14 protein-coding genes are annotated in these 20,253 nt (G+C 71.8%); 9 read left to right on the plus strand and 5 right to left on the minus strand.

Annotated features, from left to right (window positions below):
- Window positions 1-558 precede the first annotated feature (558 nt).
- The gene (gene gltB / locus ACWGJ5_RS23485) at window positions 559-5,076 is read left to right on the plus strand and encodes a glutamate synthase large subunit (RefSeq protein WP_453311702.1); all 4,518 of its coding nucleotides are present in this window, start codon (window positions 559-561) and stop codon (window positions 5,074-5,076) included.
- Complete coding sequence (locus ACWGJ5_RS23490; RefSeq protein ID WP_453311630.1) at window positions 5,069-6,532, plus strand: glutamate synthase subunit beta; 1,464 nt, start codon at window positions 5,069-5,071, stop codon at window positions 6,530-6,532. Before gltB ends, ACWGJ5_RS23490 begins: the two co-directional genes overlap by 8 nt.
- A gap of 111 nt (window positions 6,533-6,643) precedes the next feature.
- Here ACWGJ5_RS23490 and ACWGJ5_RS23495 read toward each other — a convergent pair whose 3' ends face one another.
- Entirely contained in the window at window positions 6,644-7,321 is a 678-nt protein-coding gene (locus ACWGJ5_RS23495; protein ID WP_453311631.1) for a hypothetical protein, read from the minus strand.
- Window positions 7,322-7,377: 56 nt separating this feature from the next.
- Window positions 7,378-8,244 (minus strand): rhomboid family intramembrane serine protease, encoded by an 867-nt coding sequence (locus ACWGJ5_RS23500; protein ID WP_453311632.1) that lies wholly within the window; start codon window positions 8,242-8,244, stop codon window positions 7,378-7,380.
- Window positions 8,245-8,380: 136 nt separating this feature from the next.
- On the opposite strand from ACWGJ5_RS23500, the gene ACWGJ5_RS23505 reads away from it, so the two are divergent.
- Both ACWGJ5_RS23505 and ACWGJ5_RS23510 read left to right on the plus strand, forming a co-directional pair.
- A complete protein-coding gene (locus ACWGJ5_RS23505; protein WP_453311633.1) occupies window positions 8,381-9,106 on the plus strand; it encodes a VWA domain-containing protein in 726 nt (241 codons plus the stop codon).
- 23 nt (window positions 9,107-9,129) lie between these two features.
- On the plus strand, window positions 9,130-9,741 hold the full coding sequence (locus tag ACWGJ5_RS23510; protein WP_453311634.1) for a TetR/AcrR family transcriptional regulator: 612 nt from the start codon (window positions 9,130-9,132) through the stop codon (window positions 9,739-9,741).
- Window positions 9,742-9,753: 12 nt separating this feature from the next.
- Here ACWGJ5_RS23510 and ACWGJ5_RS23515 read toward each other — a convergent pair whose 3' ends face one another.
- The gene (locus tag ACWGJ5_RS23515) at window positions 9,754-10,236 is read right to left on the minus strand and encodes a MarR family winged helix-turn-helix transcriptional regulator (protein ID WP_453311635.1); all 483 of its coding nucleotides are present in this window, start codon (window positions 10,234-10,236) and stop codon (window positions 9,754-9,756) included.
- 123 nt (window positions 10,237-10,359) lie between these two features.
- On the opposite strand from ACWGJ5_RS23515, the gene ACWGJ5_RS23520 reads away from it, so the two are divergent.
- Window positions 10,360-11,799: an MFS transporter gene (locus tag ACWGJ5_RS23520; protein WP_453311636.1), complete on the plus strand. Its 1,440-nt coding sequence runs from the start codon at window positions 10,360-10,362 to the stop codon at window positions 11,797-11,799.
- Between the two features lie 45 nt (window positions 11,800-11,844).
- Here ACWGJ5_RS23520 and ACWGJ5_RS23525 read toward each other — a convergent pair whose 3' ends face one another.
- Both ACWGJ5_RS23525 and ACWGJ5_RS23530 read right to left on the minus strand, forming a co-directional pair.
- Complete coding sequence (locus ACWGJ5_RS23525; RefSeq protein ID WP_453311637.1) at window positions 11,845-12,726, minus strand: hypothetical protein; 882 nt, start codon at window positions 12,724-12,726, stop codon at window positions 11,845-11,847.
- A gap of 58 nt (window positions 12,727-12,784) precedes the next feature.
- On the minus strand, window positions 12,785-14,542 hold the full coding sequence (locus ACWGJ5_RS23530) for a glycoside hydrolase family 35 protein (RefSeq protein ID WP_453311638.1): 1,758 nt from the start codon (window positions 14,540-14,542) through the stop codon (window positions 12,785-12,787).
- A 126-nt stretch (window positions 14,543-14,668) separates the two neighbouring features.
- Here ACWGJ5_RS23530 and ACWGJ5_RS23535 point away from each other — a divergent pair, with 126 nt between their 5' ends.
- From ACWGJ5_RS23535 to ACWGJ5_RS23550, 4 genes are all read left to right on the plus strand, one after another.
- A complete protein-coding gene (locus ACWGJ5_RS23535) occupies window positions 14,669-15,586 on the plus strand; it encodes a helix-turn-helix domain-containing protein (protein WP_453311639.1) in 918 nt (305 codons plus the stop codon).
- Window positions 15,587-15,591: 5 nt separating this feature from the next.
- On the plus strand, window positions 15,592-15,939 hold the full coding sequence (locus tag ACWGJ5_RS23540; RefSeq protein ID WP_453311640.1) for a chorismate mutase: 348 nt from the start codon (window positions 15,592-15,594) through the stop codon (window positions 15,937-15,939).
- A gap of 788 nt (window positions 15,940-16,727) precedes the next feature.
- Window positions 16,728-19,244: an aminopeptidase N gene (gene pepN / locus ACWGJ5_RS23545; RefSeq protein WP_453311641.1), complete on the plus strand. Its 2,517-nt coding sequence runs from the start codon at window positions 16,728-16,730 to the stop codon at window positions 19,242-19,244.
- 111 nt (window positions 19,245-19,355) lie between these two features.
- Entirely contained in the window at window positions 19,356-20,186 is an 831-nt protein-coding gene (locus ACWGJ5_RS23550; protein WP_453311642.1) for an NAD(P)H-binding protein, read from the plus strand.
- The last annotated feature ends 67 nt before the right edge of the window (window positions 20,187-20,253 follow it).

Raw genomic sequence — 20,253 nt, forward strand, 5'->3', positions numbered from 1 at the left:
ACCGCATAAGTAGCCGAGAAAGCCCGTTACTCGCTGGTTTCGACCATGTGACCACCGGGCATGAGCCGTAAGCGCTGTGGGCAATGACGCCCGCCGCACCCCCGCGGGATGAGCGAAGACGCTCCCCCGCCCCCCCATCGGGCCGCCGGACGCCGATCCGACCGATCACGTCCGTCCGGTCCCCCTCACACGTTCGCCGCCACCACGCGGCACCCGGACCGTCACGCACGGTCCCGCCGCGACCGTGCGGCACCCTGCCGCCATGAGCGGCACTCCGCCGCTCCGCGCGGCACCCCGCCGTCACCGTGCGGCGCCTGCGCCACGGACCCCGTGGCGTCCGCATGTTGGAACGGGGTATCCGGTTCCCGAGAACCGCTCCATCATGTAACCTGCACGAAATTTTGAGATCACGCAGAGGGCCAACGTCGTCCCTCGGCACCTGCCACATGCCTCATGACGACGACGGGAGAGCCGATGCGTACGCCGCGCCAGCCGTCCCAGCACTCCGCGAATGGCCAGAACTGGTCCTTCATGGATGCTCGCCCTGCTGCGCAGGGTATGTACGACCCCCGCAACGAACACGACGCCTGTGGTGTCGGTTTCGTCGCCACCCTCACCGGCGAGGCGTCCCACACGCTGGTCGAGCAGGCACTCACCGTCCTGCGCAACCTGGAGCACCGCGGCGCCACCGGCTCCGAACCCGACTCGGGCGACGGCGCCGGCATCCTCTCCCAGGTACCCGACGCCTTCTTCCGTGAGGTGGCCGGATTCGACCTTCCCGCGGCGGGCTCCTACGCGGTGGGCATCGCCTTCCTGCCGGAGGAGGCGACCGCGGACGCCGTCTCGAAGATCGAGACGATCGCCGGCGAGGAGGGCCTCACCGTCCTCGGCTGGCGCGAGGTCCCGGTCGCGCCCGAGCTGCTCGGCGCCACCGCCCGCTCCACCATGCCGGTCTTCAAGCAGATCTTCGTCGCCGACGGCGCCAGCGAGGGCATCGCGCTGGACCGCAAGGCGTTCGTGCTGCGCAAGCGCGCCGAGCGCGAGGCCGGTGTCTACTTCCCGTCGCTCTCCGCGCGCACGATCGTGTACAAGGGCATGCTGACCACCGGCCAGCTCGAGCCCTTCTTCCCGGACCTGTCCGACCGCCGCTTCGCCTCCGCGATCGCGCTCGTGCACTCCCGGTTCTCCACGAACACCTTCCCGTCGTGGCCGCTCGCCCACCCGTACCGGTTCGTCGCCCACAACGGTGAGATCAACACCGTCAAGGGCAACCGCAACTGGATGCGCGCCCGCGAGTCGCAGCTGGTCTCGGACCTGTTCGGCGAGCAGAAGCTGGACCGCGTCTTCCCGGTCTGTACGCCGGACGCCTCCGACTCCGCCTCCTTCGACGAGGTGCTGGAGCTGCTGCACCTGGGCGGCCGCTCGCTGCCGCACTCCGTGCTGATGATGATCCCGGAGGCGTGGGAGAACCACGACTCCATGGACCCGGCCCGGCGCGCCTTCTACGGCTTCCACTCCACGATGATGGAGCCCTGGGACGGCCCCGCCTGCGTCACCTTCACCGACGGCACCCAGGTCGGCGCCGTGCTCGACCGCAACGGCCTGCGCCCCGGCCGCTACTGGGTCACCGACGACGGCCTCGTCGTCCTCGGCTCCGAGGTCGGCGTCCTCGACATCGACCCGGCCAGGGTCGTCCGCAAGGGCCGGCTGCAGCCCGGCAAGATGTTCCTCGTCGACACCGCCGAGCACCGCATCATCGAGGACGACGAGATCAAGGCGGCCCTCGCCACCGAGATGCCGTACGCCGAGTGGCTGGAGGCCGGCGAGATCGAGCTGGGCGACCTGCCCGAGCGCGAGCACATCGTCCACACCCACGCCTCGGTCACCCGCCGCCAGCAGACCTTCGGCTACACCGAGGAGGAACTGCGCGTCATCCTGGCGCCGATGGCCCGCGCCGGCGCAGAGCCGATCGGTTCCATGGGCACCGACTCGCCGATCGCGGCCCTGTCCGAGCGTCCGCGGCTGCTCTTCGACTACTTCACCCAGCTGTTCGCGCAGGTCACCAACCCGCCGCTGGACGCGATCCGCGAGGAGCTGGTCACCTCCCTGCGCTCGTCGCTGGGCCCGCAGGGCAACCTGCTCGAGCCGACCGCCGCCTCCTGCCGGTCCGTCGTCCTGCCCTTCCCGGTGATCGACAACGACGAGCTGGCCAAGCTCATCCACATCAACGCCGACGGCGACATGCCCGGCTTCAAGGCCGCGACCCTGTCCGGCCTGTACCGGGTCTCCGGCGGCGGTGACGCCCTCGCCGCGCGCATCGCGGAGATCTGTGCCGAGGCCGACGCCGCCATCGACAACGGCGCCCGCCTGATCGTCCTGTCGGACCGCCACTCGGACGCCGAGCACGCGCCGATCCCGTCGCTGCTGCTCACCGCGGCCGTCCACCACCACCTCATCCGCACCAAGCAGCGCACCCACGTGGGCCTGCTGGTCGAGGCCGGTGACGTCCGCGAGGTCCACCACGTCGCCCTGCTCATCGGCTACGGCGCCGCCGCCGTCAACCCGTACCTGGCGATGGAGTCGGTCGAGGACCTGCTGCGCGCCGGCACCTTCCTGAACGGCCTGGAGCCGGAGAAGGCCATCAAGAACCTGATCTACGCCCTCGGCAAGGGCGTCCTGAAGGTCATGTCGAAGATGGGCATCTCCACCGTCGCCTCCTACCGCGGGGCCCAGGTCTTCGAGGCCGTCGGCCTGGACGAGGCCTTCGTCGAGAAGTACTTCAACGGCACCGCCACCAAGATCGGCGGCGTCGGCATCGACGTCATCGCCCGGGAGGTCGCCGCCCGCCACGCCAAGGCCTACCCGGCCTCCGGCATCGCCCCGGCGCACCGCGCGCTGGAGATCGGCGGCGAGTACCAGTGGCGCCGCGAGGGCGAGCCGCACCTGTTCGACCCGGAGACGGTCTTCCGCCTGCAGCACTCCACCCGCTCGGGCCGGTACGACATCTTCAAGAAGTACACGTCCCGCGTGAACGAGCAGTCCGAGCGCCTGATGACGCTGCGCGGCCTGTTCGGCTTCAAGACGGACCCGTCGACCCGTCCCCCGATCTCCATCGACGAGGTCGAGCCGGTGAGCGAGATCGTCAAGCGGTTCTCGACGGGCGCCATGTCGTACGGCTCCATCTCCAAGGAGGCGCACGAGACCCTCGCCATCGCCATGAACCAGCTGGGCGGCAAGTCCAACACCGGTGAGGGCGGCGAGGACCCGGAGCGCCTGTACGACCCGGCGCGCCGCTCGGCGATCAAGCAGGTCGCCTCCGGCCGCTTCGGTGTCACCTCCGAGTACCTGGTCAACGCGGACGACATCCAGATCAAGATGGCCCAGGGCGCCAAGCCCGGCGAGGGCGGCCAGCTGCCCGGCCACAAGGTCTACCCGTGGGTCGCCAAGACCCGGCACAGCACCCCCGGTGTCGGCCTGATCTCCCCGCCGCCGCACCACGACATCTACTCCATCGAGGACCTGGCCCAGCTGATCCACGACCTCAAGAACGCGAACCCGCAGGCGCGGATTCACGTCAAGCTGGTCTCCGAGGTCGGCGTCGGCACGGTCGCCGCGGGTGTCTCCAAGGCGCACGCGGACGTGGTCCTGATCTCCGGTCACGACGGCGGTACGGGTGCCTCCCCGCTGACCTCCCTGAAGCACGCCGGTGGTCCCTGGGAGCTCGGTCTCGCCGAGACCCAGCAGACCCTGCTGCTCAACGGCCTGCGCGACCGCATCGTCGTGCAGACCGACGGCCAGCTGAAGACCGGCCGCGACGTGGTCATCGCCGCGCTGCTCGGCGCCGAGGAGTTCGGTTTCGCGACCGCGCCGCTCGTCGTCTCCGGCTGCGTGATGATGCGCGTCTGCCACCTGGACACCTGCCCGGTCGGCATCGCCACCCAGAACCCGGTCCTGCGCGAGCGCTTCGTCGGCAAGGCCGAGTACGTGGTGAACTTCTTCCAGTTCATCGCCGAGGAGGTCCGCGAGCTGCTGGCCGAGCTGGGCTTCCGCTCCATCGAGGAGGCCGTCGGCCACGCCGAGGCGCTGGACGTCGAGCGCGCGGTGGACCACTGGAAGGCGCAGGGCCTGGACCTGGAGCCGCTGTTCCACGTGCCCGACCTGCCCGAGGGCGCGGTGCGCCACCGGCTGATCGAGCAGGACCACGGCCTGGAGAAGGCGCTGGACAACGAGCTGATCAAGCTCGCCGCCGACGCCCTGGCCGCGAACGACGCGACCGAGGCCCAGCCGGTGCGCGCCCAGGTCGCCATCCGCAACATCAACCGCACGGTCGGCACCATGCTCGGCCACGAGGTGACGAAGAAGTTCGGCGGTGCGGGCCTGCCCGACGACACCATCGACATCACCTTCACCGGCTCCGCCGGCCAGTCCTTCGGCGCGTTCCTGCCGCGCGGTGTCACGCTGCGCCTGGAGGGCGACGCCAACGACTACGTCGGCAAGGGCCTGTCCGGCGGCCGGGTGATCGTGCGTCCCGACCGGGCCGCCGACCACCTCGCCGAGTACTCGACCATCGCGGGCAACACCATCGCCTACGGCGCCACCGGCGGCGAGCTGTTCCTGCGCGGCCGTAGCGGTGAGCGGTTCTGCGTCCGCAACTCCGGCGCGCTGGTCGTCTCCGAGGGCGTGGGCGACCACGGCTGCGAGTACATGACCGGCGGTCGCGCGGTGGTCCTCGGCCCGACCGGCCGCAACTTCGCGGCGGGCATGTCCGGCGGCATCGCCTACGTCATCGACCTCGACCGCGACAACGTCAACGCCGGCAACGCCGGGTCGGTCGAGGCGCTCGACGAGTCGGACGAGCAGTGGCTGCACGACGTGGTGCGCCGCCACGCCGAGGAGACCGGCTCCACGGTCGCCGAGAAGCTGCTCGCCGACTGGGACCGGGCCGCGGCACGGTTCAGCAAGATCATCCCCAGCACGTACAAGGCAGTGCTCGCCGCCAAGGACGCCGCCGAGCGAGCCGGTCTGTCCGAGACCGAGATCACCGAGAAGATGATGGAGGCGGCGATCAATGGCTGACCCGAAGGGCTTCCTGAACCACGGCCGTGAGGTCGCCAAGACCCGCCCCGTCGGTGAGCGGGTCAAGGACTGGAACGAGGTCTACGTCCCCGGCTCCCTGCTGCCGATCATCAGCAAGCAGGCCAGCCGGTGCATGGACTGCGGCATCCCGTTCTGCCACAACGGCTGTCCGCTGGGGAACCTGATCCCCGAGTGGAACGACTACGCCTACCGCGAGGACTGGGCCGCCGCCCAGGAGCGGCTGCACGCGACCAACAACTTCCCGGAGTTCACCGGTCGCCTCTGCCCGGCCCCCTGCGAGTCGGCGTGCGTGCTCGGCATCAACCAGCCGCCGGTCACCATCAAGAACGTCGAGGTCTCGATCATCGACAAGGCGTGGGAGACCGGGGACGTCGCCCCGCAGATCCCCGAGCGCCTGTCCGGCAAGACGGTCGCGGTCATCGGCTCGGGCCCGGCGGGTCTCGCCGCCGCCCAGCAGCTGACCCGGGCCGGTCACACGGTCGCCGTCTACGAGCGCGCGGACCGCATCGGAGGCCTCCTCCGGTACGGCATCCCCGAGTTCAAAATGGAGAAGCGGCACATCAACCGCCGTATCGAGCAGATGCGAGCGGAGGGCACCCGCTTCCGTACCGGCGTCGAGATCGGCCGCGACATCAACGCCCGCGACCTGAAGAAGCGCTACGACTCGATCGTCATCGCCGCCGGCGCCACCACCGCCCGTGACCTGCCGGTCCCCGGACGCGAGCTCAAGGGCATCCACCAGGCGATGGAGTACCTGCCCCTGGCGAACAAGGTGCAGGAGGGCGACTACGTCACCGCGCCGATCTCGGCCGAGGGCAAGCACGTCGTCGTCATCGGCGGCGGTGACACCGGCGCGGACTGCGTGGGCACCGCCCACCGGCAGGGCGCGGCCTCCGTCACCCAGCTGGAGATCATGCCCCGCCCGAACGACGAGCGGCACCCGACCAACCAGCCCTGGCCGACCTTCCCGATCCTGTACAAGGTCACCTCGGCCCACGAGGAGGGCGGCGAGCGGATCTACTCCGCCTCCACCACCCACTTCGAGGGCGACGAGGACGGCAACGTGCAGTGGCTGCACCTCGCCGAGGTTCAGTTCGTGGACGGCAAGCTGACCTCCAAGCCGGGCACCGAGCGCAAGATCCCCGCCCAGCTGGTCACCCTCGCCATGGGCTTCACCGGCACCGACCGGGAGAACGGCCTGGTGGAGCAGTTCGGCCTGGACCTCGACGAACGCGGTAGCATCGCCCGCGACGCCGACTTCCAGACCAACGTGCCGGGTGTGTTCGTCGCCGGTGACGCCGGCCGCGGCCAGTCCCTCATCGTGTGGGCGATCGCGGAGGGCCGCTCGGCCGCCCGTGGTGTCGACCGGTTCCTGACCGGTGCCAGCGACCTGCCGGCCCCGATCCGCCCGACCGACCGCGCCCTGGCGGTCTGACGGCACCCCGAAAAGCGTCCCGTACAACGGCGTACGGAACACCGACGGCGCCTGCCCAACTGTCCCCGACCGGACGCCGGGCAGGCGTCGTTGCATGTCCGGCTGTGGGCGCTACTCGTACCAGACGCCCGCGAGCGGCCCGCGCTCGGTGACGGCCCGCACCCCGGAGGGCAGGACGGCCCTGCCCAGATCACCGCGGATGTGCTGGTAGAGCGTGGGTACGGGCAGCCCGGCGGTCTGGATCCAGCCCCGGCCGTGCACATGGCCGGCCGCGACCAGTTCCTCCGCCTGCCCCGCCGGAGCGAGGTCCCTGCGGTACAGCTGGCTGATCGTCCGGTCGTCGTCGGCGAAGGCGAAGCGTGCCGCGTAGGCGTACCGGTCGTCGTTCAGCCAGACGTACAGCACCACGGGCTTGTCCAGGACCGTACGGAACCACCCGGCCGACCGGTCGGCCAGCTCCTCGACCGTGCCGGTGGCCTCCAGCGCCCAGTTCGACGGGCGGTCGGTCAGTGCGAACAGCTGGTTGTGCAGACGGTCTCCGCGGACCCGGTCGCCGTAGAGGTGCACGCCGATGTCGACGAGGTGGCGCGGGGCCCGAGGGTCACTGAAGCTCAGGCAGGCGACCAGCGAGTCCCAGGCGTCCGGCCGCAGGAGCTCGCCGCCGACGTGGGGCTCGGCCCAACCGGCGGTCCGCTCGCGCAGGGCGGCCGCGAAGGCGCGCTCGTCGTCGGTGTACTCGAACTCCTCGACGTCTTCCGGTTCGATGACGAACCACGGATGCTCAGGCATGGCCGGAAGCGTACGGTCGGCTCCACGGGCCGGACACCTGGTTTTCCCGCGCCTGCTCAGGCCGTCAGCGATGTCACCTTCATCCAGGTGAGCACCAGCAGCAGCGCCAGGACGGCCACGCACACCCCCGCCTGGACCAGCGTGCGCCGGCCGTCGCGGGGCGCGTACGCGTAGGCCAGCGTCACCACTCCGCCCGTGAGCAGGCCGCCGAGGTGGGCCTGCCAGGAGGTCAGCCACGCGGAGATCACCAGCCATGCCAGCAGCCCGCCCATGTACTGGTTGACCGCCCGCATGTCGTGGCCGAGGCGACGGCCCATCACGTAGTACGCCGCCCCCAGGCCGAAGATCGCGCCGGACGCGCCGACCGTGAACTCCGTGGGGGCGAGCAGCAGCACCAGCACCGAGCCGCCCAGCGCGGACAGCAGATACAACGCGAGACAGCGGACCCGGCCCAGCTGTGCCTCGACCACCCGGCCGATGTTCCACAGCGCGAGCATGTTGAACAGGACGTGCGTGATGCCGAACGTGCCCTCGCCGGGCGTCAGATGCAGGAAGGCGCCGGTCAGCAGCCGGTACCACTCGCCGTGCGCGACGCCCTGCGGGAGATAGCCCGCCGGCACCGTGCCGAGCATGGCGAAGCGGTCCTCGACCGACGGCCGGGCCAGCTCGGCCAGGTAGGCGAGCACGTTGAGCCCGATGAGGACGTACGTCACCAGCGGTATCGCACTGATCCGGCCGCCGAACGCCGTGCGCGCCTGCCGGACCGTCCGGGCACCCTCCTTCACGCACTCCACGCACTGGTGCCCGACGGCCGCCTCGCGCATGCAGTCCGGGCAGATGTAGCGGTCGCAACGGGTGCAGCGGACGTGGGACTCCACCTTGGGATGACGAAAGCAGGTGGTGACGGCGGACTCGGCGGTCACGGCCGGCTCCTTGGAGGAAGGTCGGGACGGGATGAGCCGGTGGGGACGGCGGCGAACAAAATAGCGAACTGGTGTGACGGGAGCGACAACAGGGGCCAGGGATCACATAAGCTTCCCGGAAATCCGAGGGGGGACGATGGCCGCGATCAGTCTCAGCAAGGTGGCGGAGACCGCGCCAGCGCTCGTCGGCGCCTACAGGTCGGCCGGGGTCTCGCTCGCCAAGCACGGCCTGGACGGCCTGCGCGCCGCCGTCTACCTGGTGGTCGACCACTCCGGCTCGATGAAGCCGTACTACGCGGACGGCAGCGTGCAGGCGCTCGCCGACCGGGTGCTGTGCCTGTCCGCGCACCTGGACGACGACGGCCGGGTGCCGGTGGTGTTCTTCTCCACGGACGTCGACGCGGTCACCGGCATCGCCCTCGACGACCACGAAGGCAGCGTCGAGCGGATCGTGGCCGGGCTCGGTCACATGGGCAGGACCAGTTATCACCTGGCCATGGACGCCGTCATCGACCACTACCTGGACAGCGGCGCCACCGACCCCGCCCTGGTCGTCTTCCAGACCGACGGCGGCCCGGTCAGCAAGCCCGCCGCCGAGCGCCATCTGTGCAAGGCGGCGAGGCTCCCGCTGTTCTGGCAGTTCGTCGGCTTCGGCGACCCGGGCAGCCGGCAGTTCGAGTTCCTGCGGAAGCTGGACGAGCTGGCCGTGCCGGACAAGCGGATCGTGGACAACGCCGGGTTCTTCCACGCCGGCGAGGATCCGCGCCGCGTCTCCGACGCCGAGCTGTACGACCGGCTCGTCGGCGAGTTCCGGAAGTGGCTGGCCGCCGCGCGCGCCGCGGGCGTCGTACGGATTCCCTAACAAGCGTTTGAAACAATGGGGTCGTGCCGACCAAGAAGAAGCCTCAGGTGACCGTGGCGGCGGCCCGGCGCGGTGAACTCCTCGGCATCGCCGCCGAGGTCTTCGCCGAGCACGGCTACAACGCCACCACCGTCCGCAGGATCGCCGACCACGCCGGGATGCTCGCGGGCAGCCTGTACTACCACTTCGACTCCAAGGAGTCGATGCTCGAGGAGATCCTGCGGACCTTCCTCGACGAGCTGTGGGACGGCTACGACACCGTCCTCGCCTCCGGACTCGGGCCCCGCGAGACGCTTCAGGCGCTGGTCACCGAGTCCTTCCGGGAGATCGACCGGCACCGCGCGGCCGTCGCGATCTACCAGAAGGAGAGCAGGCAGCTCGTCGCCCAGGAGCGGTTCGCGTTCCTCGCCGAGTCGCAGGTGCGGTTCGAGAAGGCCTGGCTCGGCACGCTGGAGCGCGGGGTCGCCGAGCATGTCTTCCGCGCCGACCTCGACGTCCGCCTCACCTACCGGTTCGTGCGCGACACCGTGTGGGTCGCCGCCTCGTGGTACCGGCCCGGCGGCGGGTACAGCCCCGAGGAGATCGCCCGCCAGTACCTGTCGATGGTGCTGGACGGGATCGCCGTACGCGCCTAGAAGCGCCTGCGTTCAGCCGGTCAGGCGGGCCGCGGCGGCGCGCTGGCGCTCGCTCATCACGGACAGGAAGCGGATGACGGTCCGCAACTCGTCCGTGCTGAACTCCTCGCAGGCCTCGACGATGTCCCGCGCCCAGTCCTCGAAGAACGCCGCCAGCTCGGCGAGTTTCTCCTCGTTCAGTTCGACCAGCACCCGGCGCCTGTCGGTCGGGTGCTTGACCCTGCGGACGAAGTCCTTGGTCTCCAGCCGGTCGAGCAGTCCGGTGACGGAGGCGGGCGCGAGTCCGGTCAGCTCGGCGAGGTCCTTCGCGGTGAGCGGGCCGTGCCGCTGGAGGAGGTCGAGCGTCTTCTCCTCCGTGGCGTTCAGCCCCTGCTTGGCGGCGACGGCCGAGTGGAACATGACCGTGACCCCGCTGTGGGCCCGGCCCACGTCCATGAGCTGCTGCAACGTCTCGGAGCGCGCCGTCTCGTCCGGTTTCTCGTCTGCCTGGGCCATGTCCCCAGACTAGCAAAAATTTCGTTCGGTCGAACTAACGACTTGCGGGGGTGGTGGCGTCGGTGCAACTCTTTCGTTAGGTCGAACGAAACAAATCTGCGCCGAGTAGCCGAGGAGACCTCCATGTCCGCAACGCTCGCCGACCCCGCCCCCACAACGGCGGAACCCCGTCCGCGCCGCTGGGCGGCCGCCGTCGTGATGATGATCGCGGCGCTCATGGACCTGCTGGACGGCACGATCGTCAACGTGGCCGTGCCGTCGGTCAGCCGGGATCTGCACGCCTCGGCCAGCGACCTGCAGTGGCTCGTCTCCGCCTATCTGCTGGGCTTCGCCGCCGCCCTGATCGTCTCCGGCCACCTCGGGGACCGCATCGGCCGCCGCCCGCTCTTCCTCACCGGCACCGCCGGCTTCGGGCTGGCCAGTCTGGCCTGCGGGATCGCCCAGTCGCCGGGACAGCTGATCGCCGCACGGGCGGTCCAGGGCGTCCTCGCCGCCGTGCTGGTGCCGCAGGTGATCGGCTCGTTCCGCACCCTCTTCCAGGGCAAGGAACGCGGCGCCGCCTTCGGGATGTACGGCGCCGTCGCCGGCTTCGCCTCCGCCGTCGGGCTGCTGCTCGGCGGGGTGCTCACCGACGCCGACCTGTTCGGCTGGGGCTGGCGCTCGGTGTTCCTGGTGAACGTGCCGGTGGCCGCGGCGACCTTCGTCGGCGGACTGCTGCTGGTGCCGGCCACGCGTGAACGGTCGGCGGGCCGGCCGGACGTCCTGGGCAGCCTGCTGCTGGCCGGCGGCCTGGTCGCCATCGTGCTGCCGCTCGTGCAGGGCCGGGAGAACGGCTGGCCGCTGTGGGGCTGGATCTGCCTCGGGGCGGGTGTGGCGGCGGTCGTGGGGCTCGGCGTGTACGAGGCGCGACGCCACCGGCCCGGCACCGTGCCGCTGCTGCCGGCCCGCGCCTTCCGGCTCCCCGCGTTCTCCGTGGGCGTGCTCGTCCAACTGCTGTTCTCCGTCGGCATGCAGGGCTTCTTCCTGGTCTTCGCGGTCTGGCTGCAGGCCGGTGAGCGGTACACACCGATGCAGGCCGGGCTGGTCACGGTCGCCTTCTCGGCCGGCGGTTTCCTCACCGCGCCCGCCGCGGACGGGCTCGCCGTACGGTACGGGCGGCTGGTCCTCGGTGCCGGGGCGCTGCTGATGGCGGGCGGCTTCGGCTGGGTCGGAGCGGTGGTCGACGGCGCGCCGGCCGCGCACACCGGGGCGTGGCCGATGGTGCCGGGGCTGCTGATCGCCGGGGCCGGGCTCGGGTTCCTGGTGGTGCCGCTGGTGAACGTGGTGCTGTCGGCGGTGCCGGGGGAGTTGGCCGGCGGGGCGTCCGGGATCTTCTCGACGGCTCAGCAGTTCGGGGGAGCGCTGGGGGCCGCCGTGGTCGGCACGGTGTTCTTCGGGCGGGTGTCCACGGGGATGACCGGGGCGTTGGGTGCTGCGATGCCGTGGGTGACCGGGGCGTTCGTGGTGTGCGCGGGGTTGTGTGCGGCGCTTCCCCGGCGGGCGGTGTCCGAGGACCTCGGCTGACACCGGCCCACCTGGGGGCGGAGCCCCCGGCGTGGTGCCGTGAACCTAGGTGTCGCACTCCAGCACCGTCCGGCACAGACCGCAGCGCGCCCGTACCCGCCCCTTCACCGGGATCCGGATCCGCTGGTGGCAGGTCGGGCAGGGGAAGGACACACGGAGGCGGCCGGAGGGGTCGGGGCTGAAGGCGTAGGGGCCGGCCGGCTGGACACCGGGCGCGTGCCGGCGGTCGTGGGCGTACCGTCGGCGCCCCGCCCAGCCGGCCCCGGTCAGCGGCGGCTGCTGCTCGTCCCGACGGGCCAGGGCCATCCCCTTGCCGTACGCGTCGTAGGCCTGCGGGCTGGTGAACCACACCGAGGGGTCCTCGTGGAAGAGCAGCGCCCGCTTGGCCAGGACGTACCCGAACTCCTCCGGGGTGAGGTAGCCGAGCTTCTGCGAGGAGACCGCGTCCTCCCGGAAGGCGTCCAGCAGCAGCCAGCCCGCGCCCAGATACGTCGTCACCGTGTCCGTGAGGATCTCGTTCTCCGCCGTGGTGGGGAAGGAGAGGTCCAGGCGGTGGAGGTACACGTGCGCCACCTCGTGGGCGAGTGCCGCGCCGATGTCCCGGCGGTGGGTGCGGAAACGGTCGTTCAGCTCCACGAAGTACTCGGGTCCCGCCGCCAGTTCGACGTTCGCCGCGTGGGTCATCTCCCGGAAGCCGACGATCAGCCGCGCGTCCGGCAGCCGGAAGTGCCGCACGATCTCGCGGGCCACCCGCTGCGCGCCCAGATGCAGGTCGTCGGTGTCGCAGAAGGCCACGTCGGCCGGGGCCAGGCTGGTCGAGAACGTCTCGACGGTGGTCCACGACAACCTCTTGTACAGCGCCGTGACGGCGGCCCGCACCGTCTCCAGGTGCGGATAGCCGTGCTGGACCGGTCCGCCGTTCGCCACGCCCGCACCCCCAAAGACGCCGGAACTCCTCTCCACTGTAGGCGCGGCGGGCGGCCGGTCACACGGGAAGGAGACGGGGCGCGGGGCGGTCCGGGCCGGTCTCCTGCAGCTCCAGCACCCACACCTCGTTCTCGCCCTCCCGCAGCACCGGGCCGGGCACGTACAGGGACCGCTGGGGGCCCACCGACCAGTAGCGGCCCAGGTTGAAGCCGTTGATCCAGACGAACCCACGCGTCCAGCCGGGCAGCTCCAGCCGGGCGTCCCCGGCCCCGTGGAGCGCGACAGTACCCCGGTACAGCCCGGAAGCGCCCTCCTGAGGCAGCGCGCCGAACCGCACCGCGTCCACGCCGTCGTCGAACGCGCACAGATCCAGCCCACACGCGCGTACCCCGTGCAGATACTGCCGCTCGTGCAGGATGCCGCCGGTGATCCCCTTCGCCTCGCCGAAACGCGGACCGTAGTTCACCCGCCCGAGGGACTCCACCCACACCTCCACGTGCGCGGGGCCCGCGACGGGCTCCTTCAGCCGCGGCTCCTCCTCGGTGAGCACCCCGGCCCGCTCCCCGTCGACGTACACCACCGCGAGGTCCCGCAGCCCGCGCAGGGTCAGCGGGTACGGCCGCCGGGGGCCGGGCACGTCCACCTCGTAGCGCACCAGGCCCCGGGTGACGTGCAGTTCCTCGAACGTGGGCGGCAGGGGGGCGACTCTCTCCTCGCCGCCCAGCGACTCCAGGACGTCTCCCAAGGGCGCCCAGGCGTCCAGCGTCACCTCCGCCGGGCGGCCCAACGGGGCGGGCACCGGCGGCAGTTCGGGCAGCGGTCCCGAATGGTACGCGGCCAGCACCTCGCGGAAGCGCCAGAACTTCTCGGTCGGGCGGCCGTACTCGTCCACCGGGGCGTCGTAGTCGTAGGAGGTCACGTCCGGCTCCAGCAAGCCCTCGTGCAGCTCCCCGCCGCCCCGGTTGGCACCCGCCCAGCCGCCGAAACTCGTGCCGCCGTGCGCCATGTAGAGGTTCACCGACGCCCCGCACTCCAGGATCTCCCGCAACGCCCCGGCGGCCTCCGCCGGGTCCCGTACGACGTGCCCGCCTGCCCAGTGGTCGAACCAGCCGCACCAGAACTCCATGCACATCAGCGGGCCCTCGGGGTGGTGGCGGCGCAGCGTCTCGAAGGCCACGCGCGCGTGGGAGCCGAAATTCACCGTGGCGAGCACCCCGGGCAGCGAACCGCCGGTCAGCATGTGGTCCTCGGGGCCGTCCGAGGTGAACAGCGGGACCGTGACCCCCTCGGCGCGCAGCAGAGCGGCCAGGTGCTCCAGATAGCCGGTGTCGCTGCCGTAGCTGCCGTACTCGTTCTCCACCTGCACCAGGATCACCGGGCCGCCGCGGTCGATCTGCCGGGGCACGACCTCGGGCATCAGGCGGTGGAACCAGCGCTCCACGCGCCCCAGATACCGCTCGTCACGCGCGCGCACGCGCGTGCCCGGCTCGCCCGTCACCCAGGGCGGCAGCCCGCCGTTCTCCCACTCGGCACAGATGTAGGGGCCCGGCCGGACGATCGCCCACAGACCGGCCTCCCGGACCGCGTCCAGGAACCGGCCGAGCGCCTGCACGTCCCGGTACCCGCCCGGGACCGGCCGGTGCAGGTTCCAGGGCACGTACGTCTCCACGCAGTTCAGGCCCATCGCCCGCAGCATCGCCAGCCGGTGCCGCCAGTGCCCCTCGTGCACCCGGAAGTAGTGCAGCGCCCCGGACAGCAGCCGTACCGGCCGCCCGTCCAGCAGGAAGTCCGATTCCCCCACCGTGAACTCGCTCATGCGCCCCACCCTCACCCCTTCCGGCGGTCCACACCATGGACGAAGATCGTCGCTGCTTGGACAAAACGTCTGGACAAAAACGTCTGGACGGAAGTCCGCCGTGGAGCACGCCCGGGAGGAGCGCCGATGTACCAGACCTGGATGCGGTTCTTCAGCCCCGGCCCCGCCCACCACCGCCTCGGCCTGGTCTGCCTCGGCGTCGGCCTCCAGTACGGCGCCCTGCCCACGGTCGGCCCCCGCACCCTGGACCACCACGTGGCCGTCGTGATCAGCGCGGGCCGAGGCTGGTACCGGGGCGCCGACGGCCGCCGTACGACCGTCACCGCGCCCGCGCTGCTCTGGCTCACCCCCGGCGTGCCCCACCACTACGCGCCCGATCCCGGCACCGGCTGGGACGAGGGCTTCGTGGACTTCGCCGGGCCCGCCACCGCGACGTACACCGAGCTCGGCTACATCGAACCCGAGCGGCCCGTCGTCCCGCTCTCCGAGGCCTCCGGGCCCCGCGCGGTCGTCGCCCGCATCGCCCGTGCCGCCCGCCGCGGCAACCCGCTGCTGGAGGTCGAGACGGGCGCCGCCGTGCACGAGCTCCTCGTCGCGCTGCGCCGGGCCCGCGCCGACCTCGCGCCGGACGGCGACCAGGTGCTCCAGGCGCTCGCACGGGACGCCTGCACGCCGATGAGTGTCGCCGACCACGCGCGCGTGCACGGCATGACCCCCGCCGAGCTGCGCGGCGCCGTACGCCGGGCCGCCGGCTGCAGCCCCAAGGACTACCTGCTCGGGATCCGCCTCGGCCGCGCCAAGGAACTCCTCGCGGCCACCGAACTGCCCGTCGCCGCCGTCGCCCGCCGCGTCGGGTACGACGACCCCGCGTACTTCTCCCGGTTGTTCACCCGCCGGGTGGGCCTCGCCCCGGTCCGCTTCCGCGCCCAGCAGGGCCGCAGCGTGCCCGGCGGCTGGAGCGACCGCGTACCGGACCCGGACGATCCGCCGATGATCCACTCTCCGGACAGCCCGGAGGACGGGCCCGCGGAACCCATAGGGTGACGTGCATGACCACCAGCAACACCGGAAGCGGTGACGTGGACCCCGAGGTCCGTCAGGAACTGGAGCGGCTGCGCGACAGCATCGACAACATCGACGCGGCCGTCGTCCACCTGCTCGCCGAACGGTTCAAGGCCACGCAGCAGGTGGGCCGGCTCAAGGCGGTGCATCAGCTGCCGCCCGCCGACCCGGCCCGCGAGGCCCGCCAGATCGCGCGGCTGCGCCGCCTCGCCGAGAACGCCAAACTCGACCCGGCGTTCGCCGAGAAGTTCCTGAACTTCATCATCGCCGAGGTCATCCGGCACCACGAGCGCATCGCCGAGGACACCGCCAACGGACAAGAGACGGACGACTGAACCCGGCCGGTGCCGGCCGATGCCTGGCCGGCAGCGGCGAGGGAGCCGACTCGGATGGTCGGGCGCGGCGGGGGCGGTGGGGGTCGCAATGGGGGCAGGCGCCGGCGGCGGGAGCGGGGATCGGGGCCGGGACGGGCGTCTTGGATGGGCGCGTGGATCGGGTCCGGAGCAGGGCGGGCGCCGTGCGTGGGCGTGGATGGCCGAGGGCCGGAGCAGAACGGGCGCCCTGGGCGGGCCCGGGGGGTCGGGGCGGGACTTGGACGGTCGCCGTGGGCGGGTGCGGGGGCCGAGGGCCGGAGAAGGGCGGGTGCCCTGGGCGGGCCCGGGGGCGCAGTCGGGCATGGACGGCGCCGTGCGTGGGCGTGGATGGTCGGGGGTCGGAGTAGAACGGGGGCCCTGGGTGCGGTGGAGGATCGTACGGGGACGGCCGGCCGGGAGCGGGCGTGGGCCGTCCGGGCCGGACGGGCGCGGTCGAGAGCGGGCGGGGACCCTGTACGCGATCGGACGCGAACGGCCGGGAGGTGCTCACGCGGCCGCGGGTGGCCGGGAGCGGGCCACCGTCCAGGAGCTACCCGGAGCGGCCAGGAACGATCCCGGAGTGGGCAGGAGTGGTCCGTAGCGCGCAGAGACAAGCCTGGTCCGGCCAGGTGCAGTCGGCGGAGAAACGGGCGAAGGGACGGACGGAGACAGCCGGACCACGGGCGAGGGCCGGGGCAACGAGTCGGACATATGTCGTGAAGCCGTCCACCCCCTGTGCGCTGTCAGTGCGATCAGGCAGCATGGCCTGCATGTCCGTACTCATGCGCGACGAAGCGCAGCTCCGAGCACAGTTCCTCGACGTCCACCGCTACACGGTCGAACTGGACCTCACGACCGGGGACGAGACCTTCGACTCCCGCACCGTGATCCGGTTCACCGCGCGGTCCGCCGGGGACACGTTCGTGGAGCTGAAGCCCGCCGAGTTGCGCGCCGTCACGCTCGACGGGGAGCCCCTGGAACCCGAGTCGCTCGACGACGGCCGGCTGCCGCTGAAGAACCTCTCCGCCGGGGAGCACGAGCTGCGCGTGGACGCGGCCATGCGCTACTCCCGCACCGGCGAGGGCATGCACCGCTTCACCGACCCGAGCGACGGTGAGACGTACGTCTACACGCAGATGTTCATGGACGACGTCCAGCGCGTCTTCGCCGCCTTCGACCAGCCCGACCTGAAGGCCGTCTTCGAGGTGTCCGTCCGGGCGCCGGAGGGCTGGACCGTGCTCGCCAACGGCATCACCGAGCGGCGCGCGGACGGCGTCTGGCAGGCCGCACCCACCCCGCTGATCTCCACCTACCTGGTGGCCGTTGCCGCCGGCCCCTGGCACTCGGTGCGCACCGAGCACCGCGGACTGCCCTTCGGCATCCACTGCCGCCGCTCCCTCGCCCCCCACCTGGAGGCCGACGCCGAGGAGATCCTCGACGTCACGCGCGCGTGCTTCGACCGCTACCACGAAAAGTTCGAGGAGCCGTACCCCTTCGACTCCTACGACCAGGCGTTCGTCCCCGAGTTCAACGCCGGCGCCATGGAGAACCCGGGCCTGGTCACCTTCCGCGACGACTTCGTCTACCGCTCCGCCGTCACCGACGCCGAGCGGGAGACCCGCGCCATGGTCATCGCGCACGAGATGGCCCACATGTGGTTCGGCGACCTCGTCACCCTCAAGTGGTGGGACGACATCTGGCTGAACGAGTCCTTCGCCGAGTACATGGGCTACCAGACCACCGCCGAGGCCACTCGCTTCACCGGCCCCTGGACCGAGTTCGGCGTCACCCGCAAGGCCTGGGGCTACGACGCCGACCAGCGGCCCACCACCCACCCCGTCGCCCCCGAGAAGGTCGACGACACGGCCTCCGCACTGCTCAACTTCGACGGCATCTCCTACGCCAAGGGCGCCTCCGCCCTGCGCCAACTGGCCGCCTGGCTCGGCGAGAAGGACTTCCTCGCCGGCATCAACACCCACTTCGCCCGCCACAGGTTCGGCAACGCCACCCTCGCCGACTTCATCGACTCCCTCGCCTCCGCCACCGACCGCGACGTGCCCGCCTGGGCCGACAGCTGGCTGCGCACCACCGGCGTGGACACCCTCACCCCCCGCGTCACCTCCGCCGACGGCACCTGCAGCCTGACCGTCGACCGCGCGGGCAGCCGCCCGCACCGCCTCACCGTCGGCCTGTACGACCACGACGTCGCCGACGAAGGCCGGCTGGTGCTGCGCGAGCGCCTCGACCTCGACGTCCCGCAGAGCGCCCCGCAGCCCATCGGCAAGCGCCCCGCGCTGCTCGTGCCCAACGACGGCGACCTCACCTACGCCAAGGTCCGCTTCGACGCCGAGTCCTTCGAGACGGTCCGCGCCGGCCTGTCGCGCCTCCCCGACCCGCTCACCCGCGCGGTCGTCTGGAACGCCCTGAGGGACGCCGTACGCGACGGTGAACTCGCGCCCGCCGCCTACCTGGAGACGGCCCGCGCCCACCTCCCGCGCGAGACGGACCTCGCCCTGGTCCAGGGCGTCCTCGCTTTCGCCTCCGGCCAGATCGCCGACCAGTACCTGAAGCCCGAGGACCGCCCGGCCGCCCTGTCGGCCCTCACCGCGCTCTGCCGCGACCTGCTGCGACGCACCGAGGACGGCGACCACCCCGGCCTGCGCCTGATCGCCGTACGGCACCTGATCGGCGTGGCCGCCCACCCGGACACCATCACCGCCTGGCTCGCCGACGGCACGGTGCCCGGCGGACCGGAACTCGACCCCGAGCTGCGCTGGCGCATCCTCGGCCGGCTCGCCGTCCTCGGTGCCACCGACGAGGCCGCCATCGCCGCCGAGCTGGAGCGCGACCCGAGCGCCACCGGCCAGGAGGGCGCCGCCCGCTGCCGCGCCGCGCTGCCCGACCCGGAGGCCAAGCGGACGGCCTGGGAGGCGATGTTCGCCGGCGACGACCTGTCCAACTATCTCTTCACGGCCACAGCCCAGGGCTTCTGGCAGCCCGAACAGGCCGATCTGGCACGGGAGTACGTGCCGCGCTTCTACCAGGACGCCGTCGCCGTCGGAGCCCGGCGCGGACCCGCCATAGCGGTCGCGGCCGGCCGCTGGGCCTTCCCGGCCCATGCCGTCGACACCGAGAACCTGCGGCTCGGCGAGGCCTGTCTGCGCGACGCCGACCCCACGCCGGCCCTGCGCCGCACCCTCGCCGACCGCCTCGACGACCTGGCCCGCGCCCTGCGGGTGCGCGGCGAGCAGGAGGAACCGGTGACACAGGGAGCACCGGTGGAGTAGGTCCGTGGGCCTAGGGCGCGGCTGGTCCCTGCCGACGATGCGGCGACCCGGACGGCCTTCCTAGGGTCGAGCTGTCAGGAACGACCAGCCGAGCCTTGGGAGGCACCCTCCATGATCGTAGTGACCGGCGCGACCGGCAACGTCGGCCGTGCCCTCGTCGACCGACTCCTCGCGGCGGGCCGGCCCGTGCGGGCGCTCACCCGCGACCCGCAGCGGGCCGCCCTGCCCGAGGGCGCCGAGGTGGTCCGGTTCCAACCGGACGACCCGGCCGCCCTGTTCGACGGCGCGACGGCCCTGTACCTCTACGCCCAGGCCGGCTCCCCCGCACTCCTGGAGGCGGCCCGCGCCCACGGGGTGCGGCATGTCGTGCTGCTCTCCAGCGGCATCATCCAGGAGGGCGCCGACGAGACCCACCCCATCCACGTCATGCACGCCACCGTGGAACAGCAGATCCGCGACAGCGGGCTCGACTGGACCTTCCTGCGCCCGAACGCCTTCGCCACCAACGCCCTGCAGTGGGCGCCGCAGATCCGCGCCGGGAACACCGTCCGCGGGGTCTTCGCGAACGGGCTGTCCGCGCCGATCCACGAGGACGACATCGCGGCCGTCGCCGAGCGGGTCCTGCTCGACGGCGGACACGAGGGTGTGGCGCACCGGCTGACCGGCCCCGAGGCGACCACCAACGCCGAGCAGGTCGCGGCGATCGGCGCGGCCGTCGGCAGGCAGCTGACGTTCGTGGAGACCGACCCCCGCGAGGCGGGCCCGGAGCTGTTCCCGCACGTCCCGCCGCACATGCTGGAGCGGCTGCTGCGCACCTTCGAGGAGACGGTCGGCGTGCCGCCGGAGATCACCGACACGGTGCAGAAGGTCACCGGCACCCCGGCCCGCACCTTCGCCCGGTGGGCGCGGGACCACGCGGACGACTTCGGCGGAAGGGCCTGAGCACTCCGCTTCCGCCGTACCCACTTTCGGGTTCCGATCGTTGGGCTTTCGGGACACACGGGGCTCT

Source organism: Streptomyces sp. NPDC054783 (assembly GCF_053611725.1).